We start from the raw sequence: 13,381 nt of genomic DNA on the forward strand, positions 1-13,381 counted from the left end.
ATCCTGTGGGAGATCTGTGCGCACCGACAGTGCACGATCGGCCTAATCCGCTCCTGCTAGCCCGGCCCGTCCGGGAGGTGGGCGCGGACCCAGAGGGCCGCGGACGTCCGGTCGGTCACGCCGATGCGCTGGAAGGCGCGGGAGAGATGGGACTTGACGGTGCCTTCCCGGATACCCAGGCGCTTGGCGATCTGCTTGTTCGCCAGCCCACGGGCGACCAGCTGCAGGACCGCCTGCTCCCGATCGGTGAGCTCTGCCTGGTGCGAGGCGCTGGCCGCACTGCGGAGCACCTCCCGGGCCACCCGTGGGTCGAGTGGCGAGCCACCCTGGGCCGCCGCGCGAATACCCCGGAGGAGCTCGTCCGGCTCGCTGTCCTTGAGCATGTAGCCGACGGCGCCGGCCTGGATGGCGTCCACGATGCGGGTCCGGTCCCAGAAGGACGTGAGCACGAGGACCTGGGTGTCCGGGTCGATGTCGAGGATGCGACGCGTGGCGGTGATGCCGTCCATGTTCGGCATCGAGAGGTCCATGAGGACGACGTCCGGTGTCGCCCGCCGGACGAGGTCGGCCGCGACCTCGCCGTCAGGGGCAAGGCCGACGACGTGCATGTCCTCTGCCGCGTCGATGAGCCCGCCCAGTCCCGCGAGCACGACCCGGTGGTCGTCGACGACCAGCACCCGGATCATCGAGGCAGCACCAGCCTGAGCGTCGTCCCCCGTCCGGGCGCCGAGGTCAACTCGAGCACCCCGGCGAGCACCTCGGTCTCGTCGGCCAGGGTGCGCAACCCGAGGTGACCTTCCGCGGCAGGCCTGCTCGCGTCGAAGCCGGCGCCGTCGTCGGTCACGACCAGCTCCACGCGCTCGGCGTGCACCCGGAGGGTCAACCGGATGGTGCCCGCCCCGCCGCTGTGCGCAGCGTTGCGCACCGCTTCGCGAGCTGCCCGGTAGAGCGCCGCCTCCAGGTGATCCGGTAGGTCGAGCATCTCCGGCAGGTCGAGGTGCACCTCGATGCCGCGAGCCTGGATGGGGGCGATCAGATCGAAGAGCGCCGCTCGCAGCCCGGCGGTCCGCAGATTGGCCGGGTACAGGTCGATGAGCAGCGAGCGCAGGCTGCGGATGCTGGTGCGGATCGTCGCCTCGGCGTCGTGCAGGGCGTCGGCGCTCTCGTTCCGGCCCGCCGCTCGAAGCGGCGCCGCGCCGCCGTTGACCAGGTAGGCGGCGCCGATGAGGTCCTGCACGACGCCGTCGTGCAGCTCGCGGGCGACGCGCCGCCGCTGATCCTCGACGATCTCGGCGCTGCGCCTGGCCAGCCGGGTGCGCTGGCGCTGCAACCAGCGGAGGTTGGTGGTCGCCAGCCACAGCTGGGAGACCGCCAGGACGGCGAGGCCCACGAGGCCGATGCCCGAGAAGGACGCCAGGATCGCGTCCTGGCGGTGCTCGAGGACGTCGTACTGGACGTAGACCTCGAACAGCACGCTCGCGCCGCTGTCGGTCGGGACGCCGGTGTAGACCTCGAACAGCCGCGTCTCGCCGTCGGCGCGCTCGTACTCGTTCTCATGAGCGCTCAGGTCGCTGACGTCGGTGCTGGACCCGCCCGAGCGCAGGACCTCCAGCTGGCCGTCCTCCAGGGGATAGACCCGCCCGATCATCGCCTGCTGGTCGCTGTAGATGATCCGGCCGTCGGCGGCCCACAGCTTGACCCGGTCCACGGGGGTGTCGGGGAGCAGGTGCCCGCGGACCGCGCCGTCGAGCGCGGCCAGCGCGACCGGATCGCCGTCTCGAAGGCGGTCGCCGGTCGGCTCGACGAGGGTGTGGGCGACCGCCTCGTTCAGCGTGCGGACGTTCGCGAGGACCTCCCGCTCGGCCAGCCGGACGCTGGCGAGGTATCCGCCGACGACCACGGTGGCCAACGTGACCACGGTGCCGACCGCCATCCGCGCGAGGACCCGCCGCGTCGGCTGGTCCTTCCGCTCGGACGCGCGACGGCCGTCCACGAGCACGACGCTGCGAGGTGCCCCGACGTCGACGTCCTGGGCCATGGTCTCCTCCGAGCTCGAACACGGACTCGGCACGCTGTGGCAGGGACGTGTGTGTGTTTCGACCTGCCGTCGAGGCGGACGCCGGCCGCTGCTCGGCCGGGAACCCACGAGCTGCCGGTCCGTCCCGGGTCGCGAGCCCCGCCGGGCGTCGCACGCACTCCCTGAGCTGAGAGACCTCTGTCCCTTGCGGGCTCTGCCCACGCCCATCGGGGTCGGACGTGACGCTAGCCCTGATCAACCGGTCCGGAGCGCGGGAGGGGTGGCCGTCCGGTACCGCCGCGACCTCGAAGTCCTCGGCCGATCGGGCACGTGTCCCCGGCGGCGCCGGAGGAAGGCTCCGGCGTCCGCTGTTCCATCGAGCGCCATCGGGGTCCCCGTGGCTCCGCGCAGGAGGCCGAATGTCCAGAACCTCGAGGACTCGCCGCTGGCTGATCGGAGGCGCCGCCACGACCCTGCTGCTGGGGGTCCTCGTCCTCACCGGCGGCACCGCACAGGCATCGAAGGCCGGCACCTGCGAGGGCTACACGGTGACGGCGGGCGGCCGGTCGTTCACCGGCAACCAGAAGGTCACGATCCACGCCCCCAGCGTGGTCTTCACCAGCAAGCTGCCGCAGCACGGCGACGTCCTCGACGGCCCCCTGAGCCTCGAGCTCAGCAACGAGGGCGTGGTGCTGGAGCGGGCCGGTGCGCGGCAGGACATGAAGATCCAGGCCAAGGACTGCGCGCAGGGCGGGCTCTTCCAGATGGAGCCCGAGCCCGGCGTCGTCGAGGTCAACACGCTCGGCCCGGACTACCGGTACCTGCAGGTGGGACCCGAGGGGCGCCTGTGCGGCACCCACGTGGGCGGGCTGTTCAGCTTCTACGACAGCCCCGAGGCTGCGGCGCTGGTCTCCCACACGGCCACCCAGGCGACGTGGGACGTCCAGTCCGGCGGGCGCATCGGCTTCGTGGTCGGTGAGGACGCCGTGGAAGGCGGCTGCAGCCCCCAGGTCGTCGGCTGAGCGCGGGCGGAACACCGATCCGGACCGGCGCACGATCGCCCGGGCCGCCGACACGCCGTCCCCGATGTCTTCCGTCGGGATGACCGACCGGCCTTCCGGGCTCCGCACGCGGGGAAAACCGCAGCTTGTCGACAAGGCGGTGCCCCGTGCGGCGGGTCACCGGCCGCCCGGCGGGCCGGGCGCAACGAATCGGTGACGGGGGCGGCTCCGACCTGCGCGAACGGGCGTGTCGCGGCCGGGCGAGCCGTAACTTTCCCGGCTGTCCGCGACACCTTCCCCCGTCGCGGCCAGGACGTGTGTGAGGAGACCCCGCGTGAGCGTTGGTGTGGCGCTGATGTGGCCTGCGGTGGCTGCGTTGGGCTTCCTCGCACTGATCTGCGTCGTCGTCGCCCTGGGCGCGAGCTCGACCGCCCGCTACGAGTTCGAGCGCAACCGGGTGCCGCGGCAGCCGCGGTCCGCCGCCCGCGGGGCGAGTGCCCACCCGGCGGGCAGCCGGGCCGCGACCGCGCCCACCGACGCCCCCGGCGCCGAGACCCGGCGCGAGGCCGTCGGCGTGGCGGTCCGGCCGGTCGCCCCGCCGGCGGGCGGCCCGTCCGGCACCGGGTGGTGGCTGGTCCAGGACGCCGAGGACGGCGCGGGCCTGCAGGTCGTCGCCGGTCCCTTCCCCGACCGGCTGGACGCCGACTGGGCCGCCTTCGCCGGCGGCATCCCGGCCGCCGCGGCGCACGGCGCGCTCCGTGCCGACGGCGGACTGATCCTGCGGCCCACGGCCGAGGAGCTGGCGTGGCTCGGCGACCTCGGCGAGCAGCTGGACCGGCTGGCCGACGACTGGGACGAGCTGCTCACCGACACCGACCCGCTGACCACCCTCGTCGTGGAGGTGGCCGCGGCGCTGGTCGAGGCCGGGCTGCCGTTGCACGACTGCGCGCAGCGCACGCCCGCCCCCGGCGGCACCGCCGGCGGCGTCTGCCTCACCCCCGAGCTCGCGCGCGGCGGCGTCCTGGTCGGCTGGCACGCGCACGACCGGATGAGCGTGCAGCACTCGCGCGGGGCGTACGCCGACGCCGCGGTCGCGCTGGCGATGAACGCCGCCGTCACCGAGGTCCTCCTGCAGCTCGGCTTCGCCGTCGAGGCGTCCGAGTCGGGTGCGGGCTGCCTGGTGACCGCGCTGCGGCGCTGACCCCGGTCAGGAGTCGAGGATCTTCGCCTTCTGGGCGGCGAACTCCTCCTCGGTGAGGATGCCGGTGTCGCGCAGCTCGCCGAGCCTGCGCAGCTGCTCGACGAGGTCCACCTGCGGCGCCGGTGCGGGCGGCGCCGCCGGCATCCCGTGGGGGACGCCGGGGGTCTGCATGTGCACGTACTGCGACTGACGCTCGATCGTCTTCCTGTGCCGCGCCTCGCTGACCAGCGGCGTGAGCAGGTCGACGACGGAGTACGGGCTCTGGATGCTGTCGAGGACCACCTGCCCGCTCGTCGTCCCGTGCTCCGGCGTGCCGGTGAGGCTGAAGGTGTCCTGGTGGACGCCGTACGCGGGGTCGTCGAGGCCGAGGACGACGTCGCCGACGTCCTTGCCGCGCTGCCACACCGCCTGCCGGACGTCCATGTCGCGGACCGCCCACAGCGGCACGCTCTCGGTGCGGGTGCCGAGCAGCCCGCTCTCGATCCAGACGCGGTCCTGGGTGATGCGGTAGCGGGCCTTGGCCACGCCGGCCGCGCCGGTGGCCCCGCCCTTGCTCTCGCCGAACCACAGCGTGTTCGGGTCGTTCCCCCACTGCTCGGTGCGCTCAACCCTTTCCGCGGCGGCGACCCTCGCGCGCCGACGGCACAGGATGGCCACGGCGGGCCGTGCCCGCCAGGGGTTCGTCCGCGTCAGGTGCGCCGGCGGGTCCACCCCAGCGCGGAGGTGGCGAGGAACAGCAGCAGGCCCACGACGGCCAGCCAGAACAACCCCTTGACCACTGCCCCGACGACGATCAGGACGAGCCAGACGACGAGCAGCAGGACCAGGAATCCGAGCACGGGACCCTCCCCGGGGTAGGCCCCGCCGACGGTAGCGCCCGAACCTGGCCGCTGGGCGGTGATCGCCGCTGGTCAGGAGCTGGCGAGGGGGACCGCCGACTCGTCGTCCAGGACGTCGGCGGCCGAGCCGACGATGAGCGGGTCGGGCGTGCCGATGGCGCCGGCGTCCTTGTCGTCGTAGTCGATGCGGGTGAGCACGTGCCGCATGGCCTCCAGCCGCGCCCGCTTCTTGTCGTTGCTCTTGATCACCGTCCACGGCGCGTCGGAGGTGTCGGTGTGCAGGAACATGGCCTCCTTGGCCTCGGTGTAGGCGTCCCACTTGTCCAGCGACGCCAGATCGGTGGGGGAGAGCTTCCACTGCCGCACCGGGTCGATCTGCCGCACGATGAACCGGCTGATCTGCTCCCCGCGGGAGACCGAGAACCACAGCTTGACGAGCAGGAGATCGCTGCGCACGAGCATCCGCTCGAACAGCGGCGCCTGGCGCAGGAAGCGCTGGTACTCCTCGTCGGTGCAGTAGCCCATGACCCGCTCCACGCCGGCGCGGTTGTACCAGGACCGGTCGAACAGCACGATCTCGCCGGCGGCCGGCAGGTGCTGCACGTAGCGCTGGAAGTACCACTGGGTCTGCTCGCGCTCCGACGGCTTGTCCAGCGCGACGACCTTGGCGCCGCGCGGGTTGAGGTGCTCGGTGAAGCGCTTGATCGTGCCGCCCTTGCCGGCGGCGTCGCGGCCCTCGAAGACGATGACGAGCTTCTGGCCGGTGTCCTTGACCCAGCCCTGCAGCTTCAGCAGCTCGATCTGCAGCTTCCGCTTGGCCACCTCGTACTCGCGGCGCTGCATCCGCTCGTCGTACGGATAGCCCTCGCGCCAGGTCTCGACCCGCCGTCCGTCCGGCCCGTACAGCTCCCGGTCGTCGTCCCAGTCCTCGTCGGAGTCCTCGTCGGGCAGTGCGTTGAGCCGCCACTTCGTCAGGTCGATCAGCTCGCCGGGCTGACCCTCTTCGGCGTGGAAGCGGGGGTACTGAACGGTCACGGCCGGCTCCTCTCACGGACGTCGCCCGTGCTCATCGTCCGGCAGGCACGACTCATCCGACAGGCCGGCGGCGCCGCGAAAGGGTAGGACGGCGAGGTGAACGGCGGTTGTGCACCGGTCGAACATCCGGTCGGGGAGGCGCGGGCCGCACCGGCCGCGGGTGCGCCGCCACGACCGGGGGACGCGCCTCGGTCACCGCGGCGACCGCGTACTCGGCCAGCGCGGCCAGCGTGCGGCGGTCGGCGGCCCCCGGCGCCAGCGGCGGCAGCAGGTGCACCTCGACGACGAGCCCGCGGGCCGCGATCACCCGGCGCAGGCTGCGCCACAGCGGGTCGTCGGCCAGGTAGCCGGCGACGGCGGTCGGCTCCCCGCCGGGCTCCGTGCGGTAGCGGATCGCCACCGGGCACACCGCGGCGCCGGTGTCGACGGCGGCCTGGAACAGCGCCGGCCGGAAGCGGCCGAGCCGCACGCCGCAGGACGTCGTCCCCTTGGGGTGGGCGAGGACCGTGCCGCCGGCCCGCAGCCGGTCCGACACCTCCCGCACCGTGCCGGGCAGCGCGCGGATCCGGCCGCGGTCGACGAGGACGCCGCCCGCGCGGGCCAGCACCCCGCCGACGAGCGGCCAGCCGGCGACCTCGGCCTTGGCCACCGGAGCACCGGGGACGACGGTGAGCAGCGCGAGGTCGTCGAGCCAGCCGACGTGGTTGCTGACGACGAGCCGCCCGGAGCCCGGGCGCGGCCAGGCGACGGCCGGGGAGTGCACCTCGACGCGGACGCCGAGCGCGGTCAGCACGCCCGCGGCGCTGCACACCAGCGCCCGCCGCGTGGGCCGCAGGCCGGTGCGCACGGCCGCGGCCAGCACGGCGGCGGCCAGGCGCCATCCCCGGGACCGCCGGGTGGCGTCGTCGACCAGCGGACCGGGATCGCCCGCGCAGGCCGGCCGGCAGTCGCTGACCGGCAGCCAGACGCTCACCGCTCGTCCTCGGCCAGGCGGCGCAGCACCCGGGGATCGACGTCGGCGACCGAGAGCAGGGTGTAGAAGTCCGCGGTGCCGAACAGCGGGTCGTGCGCCGGCCGGCCGCACACCCGCGCGCCGAGCGAGAGGTAGCCGCGCACCAGCGGCGGCAGGACGACGCGGCCCGGCCGGGCCGGGGCCTCGACGTCGAAGGGCACGTGCGGCACCACGCGCAGGGCCGCGGGCGCGAGGTGCCGGGTGCGGACGACGTCCCACACGGCCGCCGCGGTGACCCCGCCGTCGGCCAGCGGCACCGACGTGCAGCCGGCCAGGTGGGTGAGCCCCCGGTCGAGGACGTAGCGCGCGCTGCCGCCCCACAGCCGGGCGATGACAGCGCCGGTGCGGTGGCCGGGGTGCACGCAGCTGCGGCCGGCCTCGGCGGTGGTGGGGCGCAGGGCGGCGTGGCGGGAGAGGTCGAACTCGCCGTCGCCGTAGGTCCGCCCGAGCGCCCGCGCCCGCTCCGGCGGCAGCAGCCGGTAGGTGCCGACCACCTCGCCGGTCGGCTCCTCGGTGATGAGCAGTTGGTCGCAGACGTCGTCCCACTCGTCGACGTCGAGCGCGGCGGTCGTGGGGGCCGGCAGCGCACCGCACTCCTCGGCGAACACGCGGTGGCGCAGCCGCTGGGCGGCCTCGACGTCGGCGGCCGAGGTGGCGAGCCGGGTGCGGTAGCGGGCGCCGCTCAGGGCGGTCAGCACAGCGGTCACGCCGTCAGGCTCAGCGCGCAAGGTGACGGGACGGTGACCGCAGGCGAGAACCGTGCCGTCCGGGAGCCGAAGACTGGCTACGGCAGGTGCCGGACCGCGGCCGCCAGCGTGCGCGCGGTGAGCCGGCCGTCGGCCACGCCGAGGGCGACGACGTCGTCGAACACCCGCTGGTCGGCGCCGGCGGCGCGAAACGCGGCGTCCATCAGCCGCGGCCAGGCCGACAGCCGGGAGGCGGTGGACGACGAGCGCAGGTGCACGCCCAGCCGCCGTCGCAGCGCGGCGCGCAGGACCCGGCCGGCGTCGGCCCCGTGCGCCGCCGCCTCCCCGGCGAGGGCCCCGGAGAGGACGGCGTAGAAGATCCCCTCGCCGGTCAGCGGGTTGATCAGGCTCGCCGCATCGCCGGCCAGCAGCACCCGCCCGTCGGGCTGCCGGGGCCGGCCGGTGGACAGCGGCAGCCGGTGGGCGCGCAGCCGCAGCGGTGCGGCGTCCGGCAGCAGCCGGTGCAGGCCGTCGAGCAGCCCCTGCCGCGTCGCCCCGCCCGACACGAGCTCGCCGTAGCCGACATTGGCCCGCCCGTCGCCGACCGGGAACGACCACGCGTAGGCCGGCCACCGCTGGGCGGTGGTGAGCAGGGTCAGCGCGCCGCCGTCCCCGGTGGGCGCGTAGCCGCGGATCGCGACCGCCATCCGGTCCGGCCGGTTCGCCCTCAGGCCCAGCGCCCGCCGGACGACGGACTCCGCGCCGTCCGCCCCGACGACGACGCCGGCGCGGAGGTCGCCGTCCACGACGACCCGGTCGTCCCGCGGCTCGACGCGGCGGACCAGCCGCCGGCGGACCTCCGCCCCCGCCGACCGCGCGGCCGCGAGCAGCCGGGCGTCGAGCACCTCGCGGGGGACGACGTACGACGGGCGACCCGTCGCGCGGTCGACGGTGGCGCCGCCGGGGGAGCGCAGCGCCAGCCGCGGCACGGGCGGGAAGCCGGCGACGAGCGGCTCCGTCGCGACGCCGAGCCCGGCCAGGACGTCGAACGCCTCGGCCGCCACGGCGTCGCCGCAGACCTTGTCGCGCGGGAAGTCGGCGCGGTCGAGCACGAGCACCCGCGCGCCGGTGCGGACAGCGGCCAGCGCGGCCGCCGCACCGGCCGGACCGCCGCCCACGACGACGACGTCCCAGCGCTCCACGCCGCGAACGCTAGGCGGTCAGGACGCCGTCCACCCGGGTACGCCGTCCCGGCCGTGCGCGAGCAGCGCCCGCCAGGTGTCCCGGTCGTGCCGGGCCGGCGTGGTCGTCGCGACGAAGTCGAGCAGCACCTCGCAGAAGCGGTCGGGCTCGTCGAGGTGCGGCCAGTGCCCGGCGCCCTCGAACACCTCCACCCGGGCGTTGGGGACCAGCGCGCGCACCGTCTCGGCGTGCGCGGCGGGGACGATCGGGTCGCGGCTGCCCCACACCACGAGCATGGGGACGGCGTCGGCCAGGTAGATCCGGTCCAGCGCGGTGACCGCCTGCCCGTGCGCGTCGACGACCCCGCGCAGGGTCCGCAGGAACGCCCGCCGCGCCTCGACGTCCCGGAGCGCGAGCAGCGCGTCGCCGGCCTCGGCGAGGTCGTGCACCTGCCGCCAGCCGAGCGCCCGGCCGAACGCCTGGACCAGGCCCAGCCCCGCGCGCAGCCCGCCCGACACCCCGGTCAGCGCGGTGAGGACCGCCTCGGCGCCCGGCAGCGTGGCCAGGCGCAGCCCGGCGGACAGCTCGGGGCCCAGCCCACCGCTGCCGACGAGCACGAGCCGCTGGCAGCGCTCCGGGAACTGGTAGGCGAACTGCAGGGCGATGCCGCCGCCCAGCGAGTGCCCGACCACGGTGACCTGCTCGAGGTCGAGCACGCTGAGCAGGTCGCGCATGCCGTTGGCGTAGCCGGCGATGGAGTAGTCGCCCCGTGGCTTGTCCGAGGCCCCGTGGCCGAGCAGGTCGGGAGCGAGCACGGTGTGGTGCGCCGCGAGCCGGTCGAGGACGCCGGCCCAGGTCTGCGCGCTGTTGCCGATGCCGTGCAGCAGGAGCAGCGGCGGCCCCTCGCCGGCGAGCACGAACGCCCGCCGGTGCCCGTGCACGACCCGGGTCTCCCGGACCAGCGGCGCGAGCATCGGCCCAGTGCACCAGCCCGGCGTTGCGCCACCGTTACCGCAGCCCCCATAGGGGTTTCGCGCGATCAACCGCGCGTGGTTGATCGCGCGAAACCCCGTCAGGCCGCCGGTGGAGGGCTGGCCGTCCACTTGCGGGCGGGGTGCTCGTAGCCGTCGATGAAGGCCAGCAGCCCGTCGGCGTCGGTGACCACGCCCAGCGCGTCGAGCCGCCGGGCGTCGAGGTAGCCGTCGTCGACCATGCGCCGCAGCTGGGCGAGCAGCGGCTGCCAGAACCCGTCGACGTCGAGCAGCGCGGTCGGCTTCGCGTGCAGCCCGAGCATGCCCCAGGTCCAGGCCTCGAACAGCTCCTCGAGGGTGCCCGCGGCCCCGGGCAGCGCCACGAAGGCGTCGGCGAGCTCGGCCATGCGGGCCTTGCGCTCGTGCATCGAGGTCACGACCTCGAGCCGCGGCAGGCCGGGATGGGCCAGTTCGTCGTCCACGAGGTGCTGCGGGATGACGCCCACGACCTCGCCGCCGGCCGCGAGCGCGGCGTCGGCGACGACGCCCATCAGGCCGACGTGCCCCCCGCCGTAGACGACGCCCACGCCCGCGCGGGCCAGTCCGGCGCCGAAGGCGGCCACGGCGTCCCGGTGCCCGGGCGGGCCGGCCTGGGACCCGGTGAAGACGGCGATCCGCACGGTCGGCGTCAGCCCCCGTAGGCCAGGGTGACCCACTCGGCGATGCAGACCGGCTTGTCGCCGCCCTCGCGCTCGACGGTGATGGCGAAGGTGTTCTGCAGGCCGCCCTGGATCTCCTTGGACTCCTGCAGCACGACCCGCGCGCGGACCTTCGAGCCGACCGGCACCGGCGCCGGGAAGCGCACCTTGTTCAGCCCGTAGTTCACGCCCATCTTCGCGTCGGTGATCCGGTACGTCCCCGAGGCCAGGGGAACCAGCAGCGAGAGGGTCATGAACCCGTGCGCGATCGGGCCGCCGAACGGGCTCTCGGCCTTGGCCCGCTCGACGTCGACGTGGATCCACTGGTGGTCACCGGTCGCGTCGGCGAACTTGTTGACCGCGTCCTGCGAGATCTCGTACCAGTCGCTCGTCCCCAGCTCCTGGCCCACCAGGCCGGGCAGCTCCGCCAACGTCGTCGTCGTCGTCATGCCCGCGATCCTGCCAGCCCGCCGCCGAACCTTCTCAGCGGCGCAGGACGTCCTCGACGAGGCCGATCTCCGTGGCCGCGATACCGGCGGGGAACGTCTCGAAGACCTGCGCCCGCTCGGCCGACCCGTTGTAGGCCTGCTCGGCGGCGGTGAACGCGGTGGCGTCGCCGTCGTGCTCGACGGCCCAGGTGAACGTCTCGTTCTCGTGGTCGGCGTAGGCGAACAGCAGCCGGAAGCCGAACTGCTCACGGGTGGGGATCAGCGTGGGGAACCAGTCGAGGAACGCGGGCAGCCGCCCGGGCTCCATCCGGTAGCGGCGCAGCTGGACGGTGCTCACGCCCCGATCCTCGCAACCCGGGATGACGCTCGGCCGGCGACCTGCATCCCCCGCGGACGCTCGCGCGCTGCGTACCAGTGGCATGCAGCGCACGAGCGTGCCGCACCGAGGGGCCGATCAGTGCGGCGGCCAGGGACGGAGCTCGCCCCAGGCGAATCGCGACTCGGCGATGAAGTCCTGGAGTTCCCCGGCGATGCGGTTCTGCAGGTCCTCGACGGACTCGTCCACCTGTCCGTTCCGCCACACGTGGTGCCGGGACTCCTCGTCCCGAACCGTCACGGCCAGAACGATCTCCCTCGCTCCGTCGCCCGACCTGTCCCGCTGACGGGTCAGCCGGACGTCCGCGACCTCGTCCGGGCCGAAGAGCGCCGTCACGACCGGAGCGAGGACCTGCAGGATGCGCCCGAGGTGCGGCGCGTCGTCCGGGTGCGAACCTGGCATCGCCGGAGCATGTCGGACCGAGGGTTGCGCCGGGCGGGTTCACTGGCTGCGTGTTCACCTCCACCGACGGCTGGACGACGTGCGCGCTCGGGCACCGGCACTGGGGCCGGGCCGGCGCCGCCGGGCTGTTCCTGCACCGCGCGGGCGCGGACGGTGCCGAGGTGCTGCTGCAGCACCGCGCGACGTGGTCGCACCACGGCGACACCTGGGGCACACCGGGCGGGGCGCTGCACGCGAACGAGTCGCCGCAGAGCGGCGCGCTGCGCGAGGCCCGCGAGGAGCTCGGGCTGCTGCCGGACGACGTCGTCCTCGGGCCGGTGTCGGTCGACGACCACGGCGGCTGGTCCTACACGACGGTGCTCGCCCAGCCGGCCCGCTCGATCGAGCCGGCCGACCTGCGGCTGGACGGCGAGAGCAACGGGGTGGCCTGGATCGCGCTGCGCCGGCTCGACGAGGTGCCGCTGCACCCCGGCCTGGCAGCGTCGCTGAGCCGCCTGGAGGACCTGCTGCGCGACGCCGGCGCCGCCTTCTGACCCTGGACACGCCGAGTTCCGTTTGTCACTGCCTGCGACGGGGGATGAGCCGTCGGCCCCAGCTCGTGCCCGACCGAAGGAGCCGGTCCTGTCCAGCCCACGCCACCGCGCTGCGGGCACCGCGTCCACCGGGCGCTCCGGCCTCGGCCACGCCCGGCACGCCCTGCGCAGCCGCGGCCGGGCCCGCGCCTTCCTGCTGATCTCCTTCGCGTGCGGCTTCCTCCTCGTCGCCGCCCCGATCGCGCTGCTCGTCTCGGGCCCGCCCGGCTCGGACGGCGGCAGCTCGGGCGTGTTCGGCGACGGTTCCGGCGGGGACGACGGCGCTGATACCGGCGGCGGTGCGAGCAGCACCTCGGCTCCCGGCCGGCCGGGGATCGCGACCGAGTCCGCCTCGCGCCCGGCCGCCGGGGGTGGGGCGGCCGCCGCGGACGGCGGCACGGCGGCCGGCAGCGGTGCCGCGCCCGCCGGTGAGCTCGTCGTCGGCGGCGCCCCGGGCGGCGGTGCCGGTGGTTCCGTGACCGGCGGCGGCGGCGGCGGTTCGGTGACCGGCGGCGGCGCCGGCGGCTCGGGCGGTTCAGCCGGTGGCGTGGTGTCGGGCGGAATGCCCGCCGGTCCCGGGGGTGGGTCGACGTCGGGCGGCTCGACCGGGGGCGGATCCACGGGGGACGTTTCCTCCGGCGGCGGCTCGACCGGTGGAGGTGGCTCCACCGGAGGCGGCGGATCGACCGGAGGCGGCGGCTCGACCGGAGGCGGCGGCTCGACGGGAGGCGGCGGCTCGACCGGCGGGGGCGAGTCGACCGGCGGCGGGGACGACGACTGCCTGTGCGGCACCGTCGGCGAGGTCCTGGACGGCGTCGGCGACACCGCGGGCGACGTGGTCGGCGGCGCGGCCGGTGCGGTGAGCGGTGCGACCGGCGCGGTCGGCGGCGGGGTCGGCGGCGTGGTCGGTGGGGCCGGCGGACTCGTCCCCTGATCGGGC

17 protein-coding genes are annotated in these 13,381 nt (G+C 75.1%); 4 read left to right on the plus strand and 13 right to left on the minus strand.

Annotated features, from left to right (window positions below; translation table 11 throughout):
* Window positions 1-56: 56 nt before the first annotated feature.
* Together AB3388_RS00790 and AB3388_RS00795 are read right to left on the minus strand one after the other, a co-directional pair.
* Window positions 57-686 carry a response regulator gene (locus AB3388_RS00790; protein ID WP_495408851.1) on the minus strand — a complete coding sequence of 210 codons (630 nt, stop codon included), beginning with the start codon at window positions 684-686 and terminating at the stop codon, window positions 57-59.
* The gene (locus AB3388_RS00795) at window positions 683-2,038 is read right to left on the minus strand and encodes a sensor histidine kinase (protein ID WP_495408852.1); all 1,356 of its coding nucleotides are present in this window, start codon (window positions 2,036-2,038) and stop codon (window positions 683-685) included. Before AB3388_RS00795 ends, AB3388_RS00790 begins: the two co-directional genes overlap by 4 nt.
* Before the next feature lie 398 nt (window positions 2,039-2,436).
* Here AB3388_RS00795 and AB3388_RS00800 point away from each other — a divergent pair, with 398 nt between their 5' ends.
* The gene (locus AB3388_RS00800) at window positions 2,437-3,039 is read left to right on the plus strand and encodes a hypothetical protein (RefSeq protein WP_495408853.1); all 603 of its coding nucleotides are present in this window, start codon (window positions 2,437-2,439) and stop codon (window positions 3,037-3,039) included.
* Between the two features lie 313 nt (window positions 3,040-3,352).
* The gene (locus tag AB3388_RS00805) at window positions 3,353-4,219 is read left to right on the plus strand and encodes a hypothetical protein (protein ID WP_495408854.1); all 867 of its coding nucleotides are present in this window, start codon (window positions 3,353-3,355) and stop codon (window positions 4,217-4,219) included.
* 6 nt (window positions 4,220-4,225) lie between these two features.
* Here AB3388_RS00805 and AB3388_RS00810 read toward each other — a convergent pair whose 3' ends face one another.
* The 11 genes from AB3388_RS00810 to AB3388_RS00860 all read right to left on the minus strand — a co-directional run bounded on the left by AB3388_RS00810 (window position 4,226) and on the right by AB3388_RS00860 (window position 11,869).
* Window positions 4,226-4,876: a PH domain-containing protein gene (locus AB3388_RS00810; protein WP_495408855.1), complete on the minus strand. Its 651-nt coding sequence runs from the start codon at window positions 4,874-4,876 to the stop codon at window positions 4,226-4,228.
* 32 nt (window positions 4,877-4,908) lie between these two features.
* Entirely contained in the window at window positions 4,909-5,058 is a 150-nt protein-coding gene (locus AB3388_RS00815; RefSeq protein ID WP_495408856.1) for a hypothetical protein, read from the minus strand.
* 72 nt (window positions 5,059-5,130) lie between these two features.
* Entirely contained in the window at window positions 5,131-6,093 is a 963-nt protein-coding gene (gene ppk2, locus AB3388_RS00820) for a polyphosphate kinase 2 (RefSeq protein WP_495408857.1), read from the minus strand.
* Between the two features lie 52 nt (window positions 6,094-6,145).
* Window positions 6,146-7,066, minus strand: a complete 921-nt coding sequence (locus AB3388_RS00825) for a lysophospholipid acyltransferase family protein (RefSeq protein ID WP_495408858.1) — start codon at window positions 7,064-7,066, stop codon at window positions 6,146-6,148.
* Complete coding sequence (locus tag AB3388_RS00830; protein WP_495408859.1) at window positions 7,063-7,812, minus strand: GNAT family N-acetyltransferase; 750 nt, start codon at window positions 7,810-7,812, stop codon at window positions 7,063-7,065. Before AB3388_RS00830 ends, AB3388_RS00825 begins: the two co-directional genes overlap by 4 nt.
* Before the next feature lie 77 nt (window positions 7,813-7,889).
* Entirely contained in the window at window positions 7,890-8,993 is a 1,104-nt protein-coding gene (locus tag AB3388_RS00835; RefSeq protein ID WP_495408860.1) for an NAD(P)/FAD-dependent oxidoreductase, read from the minus strand.
* 18 nt (window positions 8,994-9,011) lie between these two features.
* Window positions 9,012-9,947, minus strand: a complete 936-nt coding sequence (locus tag AB3388_RS00840; protein ID WP_495408861.1) for an alpha/beta fold hydrolase — start codon at window positions 9,945-9,947, stop codon at window positions 9,012-9,014.
* A gap of 98 nt (window positions 9,948-10,045) precedes the next feature.
* A complete protein-coding gene (locus AB3388_RS00845; RefSeq protein ID WP_495408862.1) occupies window positions 10,046-10,624 on the minus strand; it encodes an LOG family protein in 579 nt (192 codons plus the stop codon).
* A gap of 8 nt (window positions 10,625-10,632) precedes the next feature.
* Entirely contained in the window at window positions 10,633-11,091 is a 459-nt protein-coding gene (locus AB3388_RS00850) for a MaoC family dehydratase (protein WP_495408863.1), read from the minus strand.
* A gap of 34 nt (window positions 11,092-11,125) precedes the next feature.
* Entirely contained in the window at window positions 11,126-11,428 is a 303-nt protein-coding gene (locus AB3388_RS00855; RefSeq protein WP_495408864.1) for a hypothetical protein, read from the minus strand.
* 117 nt (window positions 11,429-11,545) lie between these two features.
* The gene (locus AB3388_RS00860) at window positions 11,546-11,869 is read right to left on the minus strand and encodes a hypothetical protein (protein WP_495408865.1); all 324 of its coding nucleotides are present in this window, start codon (window positions 11,867-11,869) and stop codon (window positions 11,546-11,548) included.
* 50 nt (window positions 11,870-11,919) lie between these two features.
* On the opposite strand from AB3388_RS00860, the gene AB3388_RS00865 reads away from it, so the two are divergent.
* Together AB3388_RS00865 and AB3388_RS00870 are read left to right on the plus strand one after the other, a co-directional pair.
* A complete protein-coding gene (locus tag AB3388_RS00865; protein ID WP_495408866.1) occupies window positions 11,920-12,402 on the plus strand; it encodes an NUDIX domain-containing protein in 483 nt (160 codons plus the stop codon).
* 22 nt (window positions 12,403-12,424) lie between these two features.
* Window positions 12,425-13,375, plus strand: coding sequence for a hypothetical protein (locus tag AB3388_RS00870; RefSeq protein ID WP_495408867.1), 951 nt, complete (start codon window positions 12,425-12,427; stop codon window positions 13,373-13,375).
* The last annotated feature ends 6 nt before the right edge of the window (window positions 13,376-13,381 follow it).

It is taken from the genome of Geodermatophilus sp. SMS 5-13 (genome assembly GCF_059428245.1).